We start from the raw sequence: 18536 nt of genomic DNA, 5'->3' as shown, positions 1-18536 counted from the left end.
TCAGCATTCGTCGAAATCTTCGGCTCAACAGACTCATCTGGAAGACCAGGCTGGTCAATAGGAACCACACGCTGTCCCCCACCACTGTTATGAGTGATTATGCCGTTAGGGCCAACCACAGTGATGAAGGCATCCGCCGGCTGCTCAGGGATAGTGACCGACGGATCGGCTTCAAACTGCTCGTCGAGCGTTTGCGCATTGTCCTTTAGAATGCGCAGCCCCGTGTTCGCCGTAAAGTCCTCGGAGTTGCCGTCAAATCCGTGGAGCGGACGTGCCAGACCAGAGGTATCGCCCCCGTCATTTGCGTGAATAAACTTAATCGCGGCAGCCCTACCCGACGCATCAGAGACGAGCGCTGCCAAATAAACGCTGTACCGATTAGCAAGTTTCTTATCGCCAGCCGCCGTAGCATCACGCAGCTTCAGAGCAACTCCGATCGCCGCATTTTGAAACTTCGGGTCATCAAAGCGAATCGCCCCTGCAGTGGACTTCTTGTAGCTGCCCGTCTTGAGCATAGGATCGGCAACAGTGTAATCAATACACCAGCCCCATCCGACATCGTTGTCCGTGTGGGGATTCTTTGCACCTTTTGGCGGCTGTCCAGCCCACACAAGCTGGCCCCAGCTATGGTCTCCGCCAATCTTCTTATTTTCAGCACCCAACGTCGTGTTAGGCACGAAATCAGTCGGCTCGGCCGCGCCAGCCTTCGCCCAGGGAACGGTAACCATGGCCGCAATTACTGCAATTGCCGTAAGCACAGCAGTAAAGACCATCCACCCCTCTCTGGAGATGTTCCTTAATCTACTCATCGCTTCCTCTTTGAATGATGTGAATGTCTACAAGCTTTCTGCACAGCAGCCTTAAACCACTGAACTACTCTGAAATCTGGACGTAGGTTTTTACACCTTGACCGGCGATTCTTCTTAGGAATCTCACGAACTCTTATAGTCCACTCAGGAGAATATCATTCAGCACAGGAAGCTGCAAGGTATCTCATTGCTCCATAAATTTCGCTTATACCCACAGCGGAGTACATTTACCCTGCATGAACCCGCATTTAAGCCGAACGGTTGCTATTTATCGCCCATTCGTTCTATTTTCAGTTGACGCCGTCAACTTCTAAATATTTCTTATAATACTCAACCTAAGATTTACTAAGTTTGCATATCAGTTTTCGCCCCACCCGGATTCGGCGAGGGGACCCTCCGCCAGCGCAACAGCCCCGTGCACGCCCCCGCTGGCCCAATCCCCTTGTAACCACCTGCGATACCTACGATCCCCTGCGACCTTATAGCACCCCAAGGCCCGCGAAAGCTCGTACTCGCGAGCACTTAGCACCTTTGCCGCTACACCTCGCAGGAACGCGAAACGGCCGTGCACAAAGCAGGCCGCCATTCCCCATTAGAAACCTCACCCCACGGGGCTTAAGGCCACTACCCCATTAATCATTTTTATGTCTCGCCGAGTCCTCATTAATCATCCGCGGAACGCGTGAGCTTCGGATCAACGTCGACGACCGGCTCGGGAACCTCAATAACCTCGATGTCGGAGACCGGCGAGCCAGCGGGAGTCACAGGCTGCGCATCCACCTGGTCTGCCCCAGAAGACGAGCCCGGCGCCACAGTAATCTTCGCCGCCGCGAGTGCTGCCCTATCGCGGGCTGTCTCAACGTCCTCTGCAGTGGTAGCCACCATGCCCATGCGGCGGCCGGCATAGGCCCATGGCTTACCAAACAGACGCACGTCCGTCTCCTCATAAGCCATGGCGGCATCGAGGCCGGAATAGGAGACGTCATCAAGCTCAGCATCCGCGTGCAGAATGACCGCCGCACCGGGGCTCACCAACGTCACATCAATCGGGAAGCCCAACATTGCGCGGACATGCAGCTCAAACTCAGAGAAGCGCTGCGTGTATCCAGTCAGCATGGCGGTATCCAAAGGACGCGGCGAAACAGAAGAGAAGTACACCTCATCACCCGCCACGAACAGCTCAACACCGTAGACACCACGCCCACCCAATTCGTTAGAAATGCGCGCGGCCACGGAACGCGCATTCGCCAGGGCGTCCTCACTCATCGCCATGGGCTGCCAAGACTCCACCAAGTCACCGTTCTCATGTCGGTGACCAATAGGCTCACTAAACCACGTCGCCATCTTGCCCGTAGCCGGGTCAATGGAGCGCACAGCAAGCAACGTGACCTCATAATCAAAATCAACGAAACGCTCCACCACCACACGCTTGTGGTCAGTGGACACGTGGCGCACCATGGCCCACGTTTCCTCTATTTCTTCCTCTTCCTTAAGAAGAACGTGCCCCTTACCGGAAGTCGTAATATCCGGCTTCACGATGCACGGCAGACCCAACTCCCCCACTGCCTCCTGCAGCTCCTCAGCAGTCTCAGCAAAGCGATACGCCGTCACAGGAAGACCGATACTCTCAGCCACCTCACGCACGCTCTCACGGGACTGCGTGAGCTCACACGCCCGTGCCGTCGGCACAACCGTAGCGCCTACTTCTTCCTCAATGCGCTTGAGCGCCTCCACCGCGACAGTCTCCACCTCAGGGACCACATAGTCCGGCTTGATGCGCTCAGTAAGCTCCCACACCTTCTGTGGGTCCCTAATGTCTGCGATGTAGCTAAAGTGCGCGAGCTGCTGCGCGGGTGCTCCTGCGTAGCGGTCCACGGCGTGAACCTCGAGCCCCAAGTTCTGAAAGGCTATTACCAACTGCTTGCCCAGCTCGCCCGCCCCGAGGAGCAGCACCTTGGTGGCGCTTCCTGTTAAGGGGGTTCCGATCTGGCCTGCGATGTCCCCTACGGTAGTCATTCTCGAATTATCGCACACATTTGACGCCGTGCTGCTTGGCGACGTCCCCCTGTTTCCCCACAACCACCCAAACTCACCGCACCCCACGACGACACAGTGACCCGGGCTTCGGCCCAGGGCAGGATCACCAAAGCCCCCTTCACCCACCGCAGGGAAACAGTGGGAAAGGGGGCCTGGTGCTACAGACTGACCTTCTAGCGTGTCAGCCGGCCACTCGGGCCGACTGGCCCTCGGTTATCGCGGTCTTCCTCTTACTTGGAGGAACCCTCGCCAGCACCCGGTGCACAAGCATCAGCCAACATGCCGATAGCCAAAGCACCAGCAGCAATCAGAGCCACAGCACCAGCAGCCTGCTGGTAATCAGCACCGAAGCGCTTCAGCTGAGCATTAATACCATTGACCTGGTCAGCCAACGGGCCGTTGAACAGACCAGCCTGCTGCTGCAGACGGGTATTCAGATCCTGAATCTGCTTGTTAATCGGAGCAACAAACTCCGACAGACCCGGAATATTCATCTGGGAAGCCAGACCAACCGGAATCAGGAACAGCAGCGGAATACCAATACCCAGGCCGGTGTTGATGCAACGCTCAGACAGGTTGGAAGAACCAGTCCAATCCGCGGAACCATCCGGCGTACCCGGCTTCGAATCGCCAGTGACGATACGCGAAGCCTCGTTGCCGTCCTTATCCTTGGCAACAATCTTGTCGCCAGTCTTCAGCTCCTTGTCAACAACGACCTTCCACTTACCGTCATCGCCAACCTTGACAGTCTTCTCGGTCTTCTTGCCGTCCTTGTCCGTGACAGTAACGGTGATATCGGTACCAGGCTTAGCGGTACCAGTGATCTCCTTGTCACCGTCCTTAGCCGGATCAATGGTCGGCTTGATGACCTCCGGAGTCTCAGACGGATCGTCCTTACCCGGCTTATTCGGGTCAATCGGCCAGGTCGGTCCCGGAATAATCGGGCTCTTAGGCTTCTCAACCTCAACGACTACGCGGTCAATCTCGTTGCCGTCCTTGTCCTTGACAATAACGACGACCTTGTCACCAGGCTTAGCGTCCTTATCGATGTCGACAATCAGGTTGCCTTCGTCATCGATTTCAGCCTTACCCGGCCCCTCGGTCTCAACAGTGGTGCCGTCCGGCACCTTGCCACCATCGTTCGGGATCTCAACCTTGTCGCCAGGCTTACCGAAGTCATCCTTCCAGTCAGGCTTCTTGTCCCCAGGAGCAGGAGCGTCCGGCTTCTCAACCTCAACAACGACACGGTCAATCTCCTTGCCGTCCTTGTCCTTAACAATAACGACGACCTTGTCACCAGGCTTAGCGTCCTTATCGATGTCGACAATCAGGTTGCCTTCGTCATCGATTTCAGCCTTACCCGGCCCCTCGGTCTCAACAGTGGTGCCGTCCGGCACCTTGCCACCATCGTTCGGGATCTCAACCTTGTCGCCAGGCTTACCCTTATCATCCGTCCAATCCGGCTTCTCAGCAGGAGCAGGGGGCTCGGTAACAGTCACGGTCGACTCGTCGATCGTGTTGCCTTCCGGATCCTTCACCTCGACGACAACCTTGTCACCAGGCTTAGCATCCTTATCGATGTCGACAACCAGGTTGCCATTCTCATCGAGTTCAGCCTTACCCGGACCCTCTACCTCAACCGTAGAGTCTTCCGGAACATTGCCACCTTCGTTCGGCACAGTAACCTGGCCACCCGGCTCACCTTCACCATCGCCCCATTCTGGCTTCGCCTCAGGGTCAGTGACAGTCACCGTGACATCAACCTTGTCGGTGCTGCCATCCGGGTAGGTCACGGTCACAGGAACCGTGATCTTGTCACCAGGAGTTGCATCCGCAGGAATCTGAACCCTCAGCGATCCATCTTCAGCAACCTCCACACCGTCCTCATCGGTGATGAACTTCGTACCTTCCGGAACCGTAACAGTGTCGCCGTCCTTGTTGGTGAACTTCGGAGCATCAACCGGAGCGGTGGTACCAGGCTTACCAGCACCATCGTTGTACTTCGGCTCGAGCTCATCAGCCTGCTTGGTATCAGGCTGCTCCGGAGCATCTGGCTCTTCAACCGTGACAGTGACGTCAACGGTGTCCTTAGAACCATCCGGGTAGGTCACCTCAACCGGAACAGTGATCTTGTCACCAGGGGTGGCATCCTCAGGAACCGGAACGGTGATCTCACCAGTGTTCTCATCAACGGTCACACCCTCAGGAGCATCGTCACCAGGCTTGAAGGTGGTGCCGTCAGGAGCCTCAGTCGGATTCTTGTCCTTGTCCTTAAACTCAGGAGCAGGAACAGTCACGTTCTCACCAGGCTCACCGGCGCCATCCTCATATTCAGGCTCAACCGTAGCTGCAGTGGTGTCCTCACCAGGACCGATCGGCGTCAGCGGACGCTCGTTCTTATCCTTCGGATTAGTGTCCTTATCGATCTCTTCCTGATCCGGAACACCGTCACCATCATCGTCTTCGTCCTCGGTGTCAGGCGTGCCGTCACCATCGGTGTCCAGCTCGAACTTCGCCTTAACATCATCGGTGGACTCGTCCGGGTAGGTCACCGTAACCGGAACCTCGAACTCCTCAACAGTATCCTTGTTGAGCTTCTCCGGATCCGCCGTCACAGTCACAACACCAGTGGACTCATCAATCTCGACGGTGTAGCCCTCAGGAGCAGTGAAGCCGTCAGCGATCTTGAACGTCGACCCCGAAGGAGCATCAACCTTCTCCTCCGTCGGCTTACCGTCCTCGTCCTCCTTCACAAAGACCGGCTCAGACTTCGTTTCCTTACCCGGAACAACCAACGTGTCCTCATAGGACGGCTCAACCGTAGCTGCAGTGGTGTCACCCGCTACCTTGAAGGTTGCGTCAGCGCGAGCAACAACACGACCCTGGGTCTTCGGGTTGCCGGACTCGTCCTTGACAGGGTCGCCGTTCTCATCGAGAACTGGAACCTGCAGAGCCTCATCACGCATCACAACTGGGAAGTTGAACGACTTGCCAGCCTGCTCAGCATTCGGGGTGAACGTCACAACACCGGTCTTCTCGTCCACAGAGACCTGATCTTCAGTGACACCCTCAGGCAGTTTGCCGAGCTCGAACTTGGCCTTCTCAGGCTTCGTCTCCACGCCATCGGAAGCTGGGTTGTCGAACTTCGGCTCAGAGGTAGCCTCTTCCTTGACCTTGGCATCGACTGAGTCGTACTCGAGGTAATCAGTCGTAACTGCGAACGCGTCCATTGCCAGAACCAGATCGTTCTTCGAATCCGGCTCACCGGCAGTGGCCTTCAGACGAGCGGTAAAGGTGTCACCAGTCTTAGCGTCCTTTGGAACCTCGAACTCACAGCTCGGAATCTTACTTGCGGAGTCAGCCTTAGCGGGGGCACACGTCTTAACGACATTGCCGTCCTTGTCGTACCATTCGATGTAGTAGCTCAGGTTATCCGAGAGCGGAAGGCCTGCAGTATCGGTCTGAACCTTGTCTCCGATCTTGGCCCAGTTATCGGTGGTGTTCTTATCCACCACATCGAACTTCAGCGCCTGCGGAGCAAGCGCGATGTTCCAACCGGTGTAGCCGTCAACGGTGGGCTCGATGAACGTGGAGTCACCACCGAAGAGCTGCGCGTTAGCACCACCGCTACTGGGCCCAGCCCAGTTACCTAGAGCCCATGGGTACAAGGTGCCGATGTTGTCCGGCAGCGGGTTACCGTCCTTGTCATAGATGCTGATGTAGCTCCAGTCCATGTTGACGTGCTTGGAGTTCTTGTTGCCGTTGAGCCAGGAACCCTCCTCCCACGACCCAGCCAACTTGTGCAGCTTGTCAGCATCCGGGTTAATGCCACCACCGGTGCCGGTGTGGTTATTGCCGTACAGGCCCTTCCACTTCAGCGCGAAACGACCATCAGCACCAGTGGTGGTCGTAACTGTCTCGGCAATCCAGCCTTCAGGGTCTGCCGCTACCTGCTCGTTGATCCATTTCTGCAGACCCGCTTCGTCAGCGGTAGTCCAGTCGCGGCCGCGCAGCGTCTTGCCTGCGAAGTTGCTCTTTACGTGTTCCTCGATCTTGGTCACAGCCTCATCGTTGAGGTAAGAGCCAACAACCTTCATACCAGGTGCAGGAAGGTCCTTACTATTAAATGCACTGATAGTGTTGTGGTTTAAACCCCCCAGCAACACATGCAGGTTCCAGAACGCCCGACCAGCGTAAGTGCCATTGTTACTGGCCTTGCCGACACTTTCTGCCCACTTTTCCTCTGGCAGGTGCTGCGGCAGCTTGTCCTTCTGCGCATACTGGATGGTCATCTCCGAGACCTTGTTACCACCCCACGGGCCGTCCCCTTGCGAAGTCGGGGTCGCCACATCACCAATGGCTGGGAAAATACCCGCAGCCGGCTGGTGCACCAGACGGTACTTATCCGTCATGTCTTCCGGAAGCTCCGTCCACACGCGAATCTTCTCACGCTTGTGGTCGCGCTGCGGGACCGTCTCACCGACCGAAGCATCAGCCTCAAACTTACGCTGCACGCCCTTAGCATCGGTGTACGGAGCCATCTTGATGGTGAAGTTACCGTTGGCATCACTCTCGGTGTAGTACACCGGAGACGAGTGCTGAGTGTTCTCACCTTCGTACCACTGGGCGTAGACCTTGACACCCTTCAGCGCCTTACCAGAGGCCTGGACGTTACCAAAACCAACCTTGGCTTCTACGATTTCCTTCACGGAACCGGAGATAGTGCCTTTCTGGTCTGCCTTGCCCGGCGAGTAGATGGCCTCGTGAGAACCTGCTGCCGGAGCGTCTGCAGCGGGCTGATTCTCCTGTACATTGGCAACCGCAGCGAACGGGGATGCTGGAGTTACTGCGTGAACGAAGGGGCCCACCATAGCAATAGAGAGCGCCGCAGCAGCAATGGTAGTGCCGCGACGGCGTACAGCAGTACGCTTGATTTCCTTCTTGTTCATACCAAGAAGTCCTTTCCTTAAGTCTTGAAAGAGTGATCACGCTAGGGACACGTGACCGCGCAAGGGGTAAAACCGGCTTACGCAACCGAGAGCAGCTCATTTCTGTCACCTTGGACGAAGGTCAGAGGTTCCAAGGATCTATGAACAAACTCGTGTCTAATGTTAACTTCGTCCACAAATTAAAGAAACCGTACGGATTCCTGAAAATTTCATGACTGCAAACTTTTTGCCACTAACAACGCGGAGCATATGTTTGACCTGCTCTTTTTGGCATGGTTGCGACACGCGGATGAGATTGTTAAATAGCTCACATCGTCACTTTGGTAACATTTGCCCCAGGAATGCACTCCTAACGGGGGTGTTTTATACAGGGCTGTGTCAGGTGGGGCTGCGGGAGGCGTCGCCAAGCAGGGCGTATTGAACGCACAAATGTAGACACAGAAACACAAACCGCCCCGCTCTCCCCGCATCGTGCATATCGACAATTGTGTCCACGATGCTGTGGGAGAAACGGGGCGGTGGTTGTTGCGCTGTTTCTACGGGCCGCCGTCGCTGCTAGACGGTTCCTAAGGTTGGTTTATCTTGGACCGGCCTGCGCCTTACTGGTCTTGCATGACATCGTGGCGCACGATGGTCTGGTCGCGGCCGGGGCCTACACCGATGTAGGAGATGCGGCAGCCGGAGAGTTCCTCCAGACGCAGGACATAGTCCTGAGCCTTCTGTGGGAGCTCCTCAAAGGTCTGGCAGTTAGTGATGTCCTCATCCCAGGCCGGCATGGTCTCAAAGATGGGCTCGGCGTGGTGGAACTCGGACTGGGTCAGCGGCATCTCGTCGTAGCGCTTGCCGTCAACGTCATAGGCCACACAGATGGGGATTTCACCGATGCCGGTGAGCACGTCCAGCTTGGTCAGGAAGTAGTCCGTGAAGCCGTTGACACGGGTGGCGTAGCGGGCAATGACGGAGTCATACCAACCGCAGCGGCGCTTGCGGCCGGTGTTGACGCCGATTTCGCCGCCGGTGGTCTGCAGATACTCGCCCCACTTATCGAAAAGCTCCGTGGGGAACGGACCCGCACCGACGCGGGTGGTGTAGGCCTTGATGATGCCCAGGGAGGTAGTAATGCGCGTCGGACCAATGCCGGAGCCCACAGCAGCGCCACCGGCAGTCGGGTTCGAGGAGGTCACGAACGGGTAGGTGCCGTGGTCAACGTCCAGCATGGTGGCCTGGCCGCCTTCCATGAGGACGTGCTTGCCCTCATCCAGCGCCTGGTTCAGCTCCAGCTCGGCCTCAATAACCATCGGGCGCAGGCGCTCGCGGTAGCTCAGGAAGTACTCCACAACCTGCTCCGGCTCGATGGCCTTGCGGTTGTACATCTTCACCAGCATCTGGTTCTTAATGTCCAAGGCGGACTCGACCTTCTGGCGCAGGATGGACTCATCGAAGATGTCCTGCACGCGGATACCGATGCGGGCGACCTTGTCGGCATAAGCCGGGCCGATACCGCGGCCGGTGGTGCCGATGGCGCGCTTGCCCAGGAAGCGCTCCTGCACGCGGTCAAGCGTCTGGTGGTAGGGCGCCACGAGGTGCGCATTGGCGGAAATCTTCAGGCGCGAAGCGTTAGCGCCGCGGGCTTCGAGGCCATCAATCTCATCGAAGAGGGCCTCCAGGTTAATCACCACGCCGTTGCCCAGGACCGGGGTGGCGTTTTCAGAAAGAATGCCGGCGGGAAGGAGCTTCAGCTCGTACTTCTCGCCGCCGACCACGACGGTGTGGCCGGCATTGTTACCGCCGTTGGGCTTCACTACGTAATCGACTTTGCCGCCGAGGATGTCGGTAGCCTTGCCCTTGCCTTCATCGCCCCACTGGGCGCCGACGATGACGATCGCTGCCATGTTTGGTGTCACTTCCTATTTATTGAAGTCAAATACGCACCTACTTTACCCGCCGCAGCGGTGCAGCGGTGAGTTTGTGACAAGCTCGTCAGGAATTGATGCGCCGGCACCTTCGTGGAGAGGTTCGTCCCGAACCTCGTTCAAGTCCAACTACGCGATTTCGGTGTTTGAGTTGGCACCGTCGCCCTTGTCTTTCTCTTCGATGAAGATGGTGTCATTGGTGAACATCAGCCTCGAATTGTTTGGGGTGCTGATAATGATCCCATCGTCAACGACAGCGATTTGAGCTTCAATGTCATCGATGCCGATTCGGTAGAGACCGTTGCTATCGATCTTCTTGCCGTCAGTTGGGAGGTTGTCGACACCACCCTGGCTGTACCTGGTTTCACCCTCCAGCGGTAGGAGGCTCACCACATCGAATTCCATATCTTCCGGCAGGTTGGTCTTATCGCTCTTGATAACCCAGGCTCCGCCACCGCCGTGTGCGCAGTCAATGGATTTTTCATTCGCATCGATACCGCACACCAAGTTCCAACCGTCGGCGGAAATATCGAACAGCGTTTCACCGCGGAGGTCTTCTTCATCCTTGGCCAGGTCCGCGGAGTCGGTGAGCTCTGACTTTACGTCAATGAAGAATATGTCCGAGTTCACACCGTCAAAGGAGTTCTCCATCGAAGGTGCCTCAGTGCCTGGGCGCTTGTACACCTTTCCTTCGACGCCGACAATGTCTCCTTCAGTCTTGGACTCATAGGTGTAACCCTCTCCATCCTCAGTGACCTCAAATGAGGAGGACGTGATGTACAGGGCATTCTCGTCGTAGACCCTGCCGTTGACGAAGAAGACGGGAACCTTCACGGGTTCGCCATCGAACTTGCCCTCCAACACCACGTAGCTGAGGAACTTGCAGGGGTCATACTCGTCTTCGCCGATGGTGAGGTCCTCAAATTTCTCGGTGGAGCCTTTCACGTAGGCTTCCTTGTTATCAAGGACCTTGCCAAGGTCGGTGTCCTCGAGCTCCTTCTTTTCTTCGCAGTTAGGGTGCGTGCTGGAGGAGGAAGTGCTGCTCGGTGTCGACGATGTCGTCGCGCTGGCCTTCGTAGAACTAGTCACGGACGCGGCGGCGGCCTCGGTGAAGGCGGGTTCCTCGGCTTCCGTCTGTGAACCCCCGCCGAAACTGCACGAACTCACCAACAGTCCAGCGGCGGATACAAGCGCAAGGGTTGCCATACGGGTGGACACGGTGAATACCTCCAGCTATCAGACAAAGAAAAAGTTAAGTGTTAAGAAGTTGAGAGTTGCTTTGGAGTTAAGCGTTGTAATGGAGCCTACCTAGCAGATGTGACGTGCACTACTTAGTTTCTGGAAGCGCCGTTGGTTGAGCGGCGCTGGCGCTCCTTTTTCGCGAACCTCTTCTCACGCTTCTATGCTTCTTGTATGATCTGTGCGCTTGTAGACTGCGGCGGCCATCTCACTGAGGCCCATACCGATGCCCTCGCTGAGGCTCAACAGAGCGGAATCCGCGTTGAGCACTTCCGCGTCGCCTCGGTCCCCAGCCGGCAGGAGCTGAAGGCTATTGATGCGCTGGCCAGGGACATCCTTCCGGAGGACCCCACTCCATCGCTGGATAAGATTGCCGCGCAACCGGACGTGAGTCACCTCGGCGAGCCGGGCCCAGCACCCCAAAAGCAGTACTTGCGCGAGCCTTTGCGCATCGTGGTTATTGGCAGCGACGCCGCACTCAGCGCGGTGTTGACCCGCATGATGCGGGCGGATTACCTGTGGGCCGAGGTTGGGTATGTCCCCACCGGGGAGCATTCCACAGCGGCGATGAATTGGGGCCTGAAATCGAGCGGAGCGGGTCAGGAGCGCCAGGGGCCCGGCAACCAGGGAGCAGTAATGGAGGAAGCACTCTCCTTTGCCATGACCGCGCCCGTCAAGCCGGTGCCGCTCATCCGTAATGACGCGGGCCTCGCCGTGGCGGGTTCGGCAACGATTGCGGAATGGTCGAATGAGGAGATCACGGGGGAGATCATCGTCGACGATGCCGTGCTGCTGCGCGCAGATCGTGAGAAGGATGTCTTCGGGGCAAAGCTCGTACCAATGACGGATGCGCCGGGCATCGTGGCGGCGAAGGCAGTGACGAGCTTTGAGGCGGAGGCTGCACCGCGCCGTGGGCTGTTCGTCCGCCTGCGCAAGCCTGCACAGCCTGGACAACTCGACCCGGCCAGCGTCGTGCAGGGCCGGGCGGTGCAGGCAGGAGGGCCGTCGCTCAGCGTCAGCGTCGATGGAGTCCGCGCTAAGCGGCCGGTCAAGCGCGTGACGTTCTACCGCCACCTGCGGGACCTGCAGATCGTGCGGCCCTAGCCTGTATCCCTAGCCTGTATCAGCTGCCCTAGACCAGCCTTAGTTTTCCTCCCAGACCTCCGGCGGGTAGGCCGGGTGCTTGGATGTGGGCACGAGTTGTGCCACGGCCGACTCCCGCGACATGCCACACACCATGAGAAGGTCCACGATGATGGAGCGCGTCTGGGCGAGCACGGCATAAGCGGAGAGGACTGCCTCCTCGCCGGCAACGTCCATCGAGCAGCGCGCACCCAGCTGGCGTAGGCGTTTGACGATGTCCGGGATGGCATGCGCCTCATCCACGCGGCGCTCACGCGCTGTTTGGTGAGTGTAGAGATCGGATAGCTCCATCGTGATTTCAGCGAGTTCGTCGATGATCTCAACTTGCTCGGGCGTGGCCTGGTCGCCGTCCTCGGAGAGAACAAGCGCACGGCGGGAGAGCACGCGGGTGCCGCGGACCACGTTGTCAACAGGCGTGAGGATGCGTTCCAAGGAGCGAACCGTGCGCTGTGAGCTCCACAGGAACGGTGACAGGCGTGCGGTTTCCGCACCGCCCTTGGTGGCGTTGAGCATGTTGTTGATGTCATCCTGCGTGCCGCGCACCGCGTCGCGTGCTTCCGTGATGGTCTCAGGATCGTTTTCTTCCAGCCCCTTGGCCACGTCGGAGAGGACCAAGGAGGTAATGCCCAGGACCTTCGAGACTTCCGAGCGCCCCGCGCGCAAGGGCGAGGAAGGAATCAGCACGATCATCGTGAGGCCAATGACCGCGCCGATAATGGCGTCAATGGCACGGGAGATGCCGCCCATTTCTTCCGGGGGAAGAATGGTGGCGATGAGGATGGCGGCAATGACGATTTGATTGCTCACCAGCTGCGAACTAGTGAAGAAAGAACCGATAATCAGGGCCAACCCGATGATGATGGTCATGTGGATGGGTCCGGTCCCGAGGGTGTCGACAAGCAGCGTGCCCACCAAGACTCCTACAACACCGCCGAGGGCCATGTCCACGGCGCGCTTGAGCCGGTCCCTGCCCGATAGTCCGAGGATGATGATGACGGCCATCGGGGCAAAGAAAGGCTGCGCATGGCCGAAGAAATCGTGCGCAACATAGAAGGCCAAACCCGCGCCTATCGTGCACTGAAGCATGAACACGAGCCGGTTGCGGATGCGTGTCAGGCGCGCCTTGAGGGACTTATCCACCAACCGCAGCTGCTCGCGGGTGGTCTTGCGAACACGCTTGACGGTACTCGACGAACTCGACGATGACTCTTGCGCTTCCATGACTCCGGTATTTTACGCGTTCTGGCGGCGGGTTTGGACGAACAAAGCCACCCCTCATGGGCGAGGGGTGGCTTGTTGGCATCCGGTTGGTGTGGGTTTACTTGGACACGGTCTTGCCCACGGAGTGCAGGTCCTGGCAGGCCTCAACCACGCGGTCAGCCATACCCTGCTCAGCCTTCTTGAGGTAGGAGCGCGGGTCGTAGACCTTCTTGTTGCCAACCTCGCCGTCGATCTTGAAGACGCCGTCGTAGTTAGCGAACATGTGGCGTGCAACCGGGTTGGTGAAGGCGTACTGGGTATCGGTGTCAACGTTCATCTTGATGACGCCGTAGCGCAGTGCCTCCTCGATCTTCTCCTTCTCGGAGCCGGAGCCACCGTGGAAGACGAAGTCGAAGGGCTGGGAGCCTTCCTCCAGGCCAAGCTTCTTCACGGCAACCTTCTGGCCCTCGTCGAGGACCTCCGGGCGCAGCTTCACGTTGCCCGGCTTGTACACGCCGTGGACGTTGCCGAAGGTAGCGGCCAGCAGGTAGCGACCCTTCTCACCGGTACCGAGGGCATCGACGGTCTTCTCAAAGTCCTCCGGGGAGGTGTAGAGGTTAGCGCCGGCCTTAGCCTCAACGCCATCCTCTTCGCCGCCGACGACGCCAATCTCAACCTCAAGGATGATGTTGGCGTTGTGGGCCTTCTCGAGGAGCTCCTGTGCGATCACGAGGTTCTCATCGATCGGGATAGCGGAGCCATCCCACATGTGGGACTGGAAGAGCGGCAGCTCGCCGCGGTCAACGCGCTCCTGGGAGAAGGCGATCAGCGGGCGCACGTACTCATCCAGAACTTCCTTCTGGCAGTGGTCAGTGTGCAACGCAACGTTAATGCCGTAGTGCTTAGCAGCCTCATGAGCGAAGGCAGCCAGTGCCTTGGCGCCGGCAACCTTGTTCTTCACGGACAGGCCGGAACCGAACTCGGCGCCGCCGGTGGAGAACTGGATGATGCCGTCGGACTCAGCCTCGGCGAAGCCGCGGAGTGCGGCGTTGATGGTTTCGGAGGAGGTGCAGTTAATTGCCGGGAATGCGAAGCCGCCCTTCTTGGCGGTATCCAGCATCTGGTTATAAACCTCAGGGGTTGCAATAGGCATGAAATTCCATCCTTTGGAGTTGCTGTGCAGTAAGCCGTGCCGTCCCACGTCCAGCGAAACAACACGTTCCAACATCCAAGTATGCCTGTAGTTGTGGTTTTCCGCCGCGAGATGCGATGTGACCTCACTTAAACACCGCTCCGCATGGGCAGGAATCCTCCAATCACCTGGGGAAACGCTGCTATTTCTTGGATTCTGACTTGTACTTCACAATCCGGGTGCAGGCCTCCAACAACATCCAACCGGACAACTGAACGGACAAATCGCGCTCAGCCACGCGGATAATTCCCATCTTCTGGCTCAGCGAAGAGGGCCCAAAACCGTAGTTGTGGGGAAGCTTGGCGTCCGCGGTCCAGTCGGAGCCGAAGATGGGCAAGCCATCCACCTCCAGGCGGTGTTCCCACACTGATTCCGCCGAGGCCGTCACGAGGCGAGCGGCCAGCTTCTTGGTTGCGCGGTTGGCCGGTGAATCGCCCGGCAGGCGCACCGCTACGTCCGCCAGGTAGCGGGCGAGGATGCCCTTGAACAGGCCGCCGTCGCCGTCGCCAGTCTGCCAATCAATGACACCCGTATATGTTGCCATTCCCGTCGCCACCGCCTGGACGAGGCCGCGGATCCGGGTGGTGTAATCCATCATGTCCGCGGCGAGCTCGGCCTCATGAATGGTGTCGATGTCCTCCACGGAGCGCAGGCCCGTCTGCTTCCGCAGCGCCAGCACAATCTCCAAGCAAGCACCGAGCACCACGCCCTGGCAGTAGGGGTGAATGTTGCGGACGACTTCCTGCCCATCCATGCGCATGCGGATGCCGTCCATGACGAAGCCATCGTCATCGATCAGGTGGTCGTAGATCCAATCCACGATGTGGCGGGCCTCATCCACGCGCCCCATGCGGGCGAGCATGATAGCGCCCGGCCCGTTGGAGGGAACGTTGAGGAAGGTCTCGCCTTCGCGCCACGGCAGCACGCCCACTTGGGAATCGATGCCATCGCGGATGTTGTGCTGCAGGGCGCCCAGCTTCTTGTAGGGGCGCTGCTTCTTCAGCTCACCGGCACGGGAAATAGCCAGGGCCATCCAGGCCTTGTCGTCGTAGTAACGGTTCTTCGTCAGCGCGCGGAGGTTGCGCACGTGGATGCCGCGGATGGTATCGGAAATGCGCGCGCGGCGGGCCTTGGTGTTCTTGCGCAAGGCGGCGTCGACAAGACAGTCCAAATAGTGCGCCTGCCACCAATAATGCCAGTGCACAAAGAGCGATTCCTTGGTGGTGGGCGGCCAACTCACCACGGCAAGGTTGGTACGGGGCAAGCCCCACACGGCTTGCGCGTGGCGCTCATTGATGGCTGTCTCCGCGAGGTCAGCGCGGTGGGACCATTTCTCTAACACTGTTGTCTCATCATTCTTAAATGTGAATTCGTTACCTAGATGTAAACACAGTGCGCGGGATCTCACCAAGCTTTTGATAAATCGGCGTGCTGTCGAATCCATGCATGCATGGCGATGCCTGCGGCCACGCCCGCGTTGATGGAGCGAGTCGAACCAAATTGCGCGATGGAACAGGTCATCAGCGCCGCATCTTGTGCCTCCGGGCTCACCCCCGGCCCCTCCTGTCCGAAGAGGAGCAGGCAGCGCTCGGGCAACTCCGCGGTCTCCAGTGGAACGCACCCGGGGGTGTTATCGATGGCCACGACGGTTAAGCCTTGGTCGGCAGCCCAGGCCATCAGATCGCTGACGTTCGCGTGGTGCATGAGGTGCTGGTACCTGTCGGTCACCATGGCGCCGCGCCGGTTCCAGCGGCGCCGGCCCACGATGTGGACGGTGTCGACGGCAAAGGCGTTGGCGGTGCGCACCACGGTGCCAATGTTGGAATCGTTCTCGAAGTTCTCGATGGCGATGTGCAGGGCATGCCGGCGCTTATCGATGTCCTCCCGGATCGCCTCGCGCGTCCAGTAACGGTAGGCGTCGACGACGTTGCGACGATCCCCTTCCGCGAGCAGCTCGGGATCGTATTTCTCCGCCTCCGGGCCCTGCGGGAGCGAGCCCTCCCAGGGGCCGACGCCGTGGCGGCCCTCATTCCATTCGGTGGGACCTTTAGCCTCCGCCTCTTCCTCGGGCTTAGGCAAGGCCGAGGTCCTCCAGGCCCAGCAGGTAACGGTATTCCAAGCCCTCGGCGGCGATAGCTGCGCCGGCGTCGGTGTTGCGGTCCACCACGGTGGCCACGCCGACGACCTCGGCACCTGCCTTGCGCAGCGCCTTCACAGCGGTCAGTGGGGAGTTACCGGTCGTGGTGGTGTCCTCCACAACGAGCACCTTTTGCCCCTCGACGTTGAAGCCTTCGATCTGGCGCTGCATACCGTGCTTCTTGGCTTCCTTGCGGACAACGAAGGCGTCAATGTCGCGGCCATCGGCGTGCATGATGGCCAACCCGACCGGGTCCGCACCCATGGTCAGGCCACCGGCGGCGGCGTAGTCCCAGTCGGCGGTGAGCTCGCGGAGCAGCGAGCCGATGAGGCGCGAGGCTTCGTGCTGCAGGGTGGCGCGGCGCAGGTCCACGTAGTAGTCGGCCTCCTTGCCGGAGGACAGCGTGACCTTGCCGTGGACGACGGCCAGCTCCTTCACCAGCTCTGCTAGGCGTTGCTTCTTCTGCTGATCCAGGCTCATCGCTCGCTCCTTAAAGTCTGTGACTTTCTCGTCTTTAAAAATCCGCTCTGTAGTTTACCCTCTTCCCCGCGGGTGGCCGCCACATCCAGGGTTGCTGGCACACCGAGGGCTGTTGGGAGTTGCTGTTAGTCGAAGATGGACGAGCCGCCGTCGAAACGGCGCGGCAGGCGGGCCTGGTTGTCCTCCGGGGTGGGGTGTTCGCGGCCATCGGCAATCGCATCCACTTCATCCGCACCCAGGCTGGAGTGGTCAATGGTGCCGCGCGCCTCGCTGGTGCTGCGGCTCGGCATGACAACCGGTTCGGTGGGGCGCTGGATGGTGGGTGCGTCGAGAGAATCATCGCGGTCCGGGACTGCAGTAGGCCCGGTAGGTTCGGGCTGCGGGGGCTGCGGGATGTCGCGGCTCGGGTCGAGTTCATCGACGCGCAGGACCTGCGTTGCCTCAGAGCGCGGCGGAAGGACACGGGCGGCATCAGCCAGCAGGGCTAGCGGTTCCAGCAACTCTTCCCACTCCGCGCTGCGGGCGTGCTTGGTGGTTTGGGCAAGCACCCACTCCCCTTCCATCCACACGGCGGTCACGGCGGCGGGTAGGCGGTGTAGCGCCGCACTGACGCGGGGATCGATAAGACGCTGGCCCACGCCGGCATCGGAGGCGAAGGCCTCAAATCCTTCCTCCTCACGCACGTACACGAGATCCTCGGACGAGTTGTCCACTGTCTCCCCTGCCCGGCGGAAATCCACCACGATGTCGGAGGCCGCGCCGGTGCGCATGGCCATGACCGGGATCGTGCCTATATCGAAAAGGAGGGTCTCGTGGTTGCGGAAGTTTCCGGCCACGATGTCCCGGGGCTCCTGGCCGCGGGCGGCCGCGCCGCGGCTCCACTCATCGGCCAGGTAAGAATCATGCTTGGCGTACTCCCAGCCGCGCTGCTGGCCAAAGGCCTTGCGCTCGCGGCGGGCGCTGCCCGGCACGAAGTACTTGGCGCGCTCTGCACGCTCCGCAAAGCTGCGCGCTGCAGCCTGCGGTTCGGTGAGTTCGTTCGACTCTGCGGTGAGTTCCTCGGGTTCTTCGGGCTCGTTGGGCTCAGCAACGGGTTCGTCGGAAGGTTCGACGTTGTGCTCGGCAACGGGTTCCGGCTCTGCGGTGAGCTCGGGCTCCGGGGTGGAGGCAACCGGCTTGGCGTCGACTGCCGCGTTGTCAGCCGTATCGGTAGCAGCGTCGTCAGCCGTATCGGCAGCGGCGTTGTCAGCGGGGTCGCCGGCGGAGAGAGCGGTGCGCTGGCGCTGGTCCAGCCAGAGCACGATGAGACCAGCCACGAGCGCGACGGCGGCGAGGGATAAGAGTACGAAAGGCATCACTGATCGACTCTAATCGCCCGGCGCGCCCGATCCGCGCTGACGCGCTGGTCACGCACAGGTTTGGGCGCGCACAACTGGG

General features: G+C 59.3%; 11 protein-coding genes and 1 pseudogene. 1 reads left to right on the top strand and 11 read right to left on the bottom strand.

What is annotated here, in order from left to right; genetic code table 11:
- The 5 genes and pseudogenes from HMPREF2932_RS13690 to HMPREF2932_RS06805 all read right to left on the bottom strand — a co-directional run.
- Positions 1 to 773 (bottom strand): annotated as a pseudogene (locus HMPREF2932_RS13690) (adhesin); the annotation flags it as partial.
- Between the two features lie 699 nt (positions 774 to 1472).
- Positions 1473 to 2825, bottom strand: a complete 1353-nt coding sequence (gene purT / locus HMPREF2932_RS06820; RefSeq protein WP_071409878.1) for a formate-dependent phosphoribosylglycinamide formyltransferase — start codon at positions 2823 to 2825, stop codon at positions 1473 to 1475.
- 251 nt (positions 2826 to 3076) lie between these two features.
- Positions 3077 to 7795, bottom strand: a complete 4719-nt coding sequence (locus HMPREF2932_RS06815; protein ID WP_071409877.1) for a YPDG domain-containing protein — start codon at positions 7793 to 7795, stop codon at positions 3077 to 3079.
- A 599-nt stretch (positions 7796 to 8394) separates the two neighbouring features.
- Entirely contained in the window at positions 8395 to 9687 is a 1293-nt protein-coding gene (locus tag HMPREF2932_RS06810) for an adenylosuccinate synthase (protein ID WP_049155013.1), read from the bottom strand.
- Between the two features lie 150 nt (positions 9688 to 9837).
- The gene (locus tag HMPREF2932_RS06805; RefSeq protein WP_071409876.1) at positions 9838 to 10926 is read right to left on the bottom strand and encodes a hypothetical protein; all 1089 of its coding nucleotides are present in this window, start codon (positions 10924 to 10926) and stop codon (positions 9838 to 9840) included.
- A gap of 195 nt (positions 10927 to 11121) precedes the next feature.
- On the opposite strand from HMPREF2932_RS06805, the gene HMPREF2932_RS06800 reads away from it, so the two are divergent.
- A complete protein-coding gene (locus HMPREF2932_RS06800) occupies positions 11122 to 12051 on the top strand; it encodes a hypothetical protein (protein WP_070682403.1) in 930 nt (309 codons plus the stop codon).
- 39 nt (positions 12052 to 12090) lie between these two features.
- Here the strand turns inward: HMPREF2932_RS06800 and HMPREF2932_RS06795 are convergent, their stop codons facing one another.
- The 6 genes from HMPREF2932_RS06795 to HMPREF2932_RS06770 form a co-directional block, all read right to left on the bottom strand.
- Positions 12091 to 13311: an FUSC family protein gene (locus HMPREF2932_RS06795; protein WP_071409875.1), complete on the bottom strand. Its 1221-nt coding sequence runs from the start codon at positions 13309 to 13311 to the stop codon at positions 12091 to 12093.
- A 97-nt stretch (positions 13312 to 13408) separates the two neighbouring features.
- A complete protein-coding gene (gene fbaA, locus HMPREF2932_RS06790; RefSeq protein WP_071407173.1) occupies positions 13409 to 14443 on the bottom strand; it encodes a class II fructose-bisphosphate aldolase in 1035 nt (344 codons plus the stop codon).
- A gap of 181 nt (positions 14444 to 14624) precedes the next feature.
- The gene (locus tag HMPREF2932_RS06785) at positions 14625 to 15824 is read right to left on the bottom strand and encodes a glycoside hydrolase family 76 protein (protein WP_071409874.1); all 1200 of its coding nucleotides are present in this window, start codon (positions 15822 to 15824) and stop codon (positions 14625 to 14627) included.
- 62 nt (positions 15825 to 15886) lie between these two features.
- Positions 15887 to 16561 carry a TrmH family RNA methyltransferase gene (locus HMPREF2932_RS06780; protein ID WP_071409873.1) on the bottom strand — a complete coding sequence of 225 codons (675 nt, stop codon included), beginning with the start codon at positions 16559 to 16561 and terminating at the stop codon, positions 15887 to 15889.
- Complete coding sequence (gene pyrE / locus HMPREF2932_RS06775) at positions 16554 to 17099, bottom strand: orotate phosphoribosyltransferase (RefSeq protein ID WP_070753941.1); 546 nt, start codon at positions 17097 to 17099, stop codon at positions 16554 to 16556. Before pyrE ends, HMPREF2932_RS06780 begins: the two co-directional genes overlap by 8 nt.
- 125 nt (positions 17100 to 17224) lie before the next feature.
- Positions 17225 to 18454 (bottom strand): type III secretion system chaperone family protein, encoded by a 1230-nt coding sequence (locus HMPREF2932_RS06770; protein WP_071409872.1) that lies wholly within the window; start codon positions 18452 to 18454, stop codon positions 17225 to 17227.
- Between the last annotated feature and the right edge of the window lie 82 nt (positions 18455 to 18536).

The sequence above is a fragment of the Corynebacterium sp. HMSC074H12 genome, assembly GCF_001813755.1.
Classification (GTDB): Bacteria; Actinomycetota; Actinomycetes; order Mycobacteriales; family Mycobacteriaceae; genus Corynebacterium; species Corynebacterium hiratae.
This window is presented reverse-complemented; position numbering and strand designations above follow the sequence as displayed.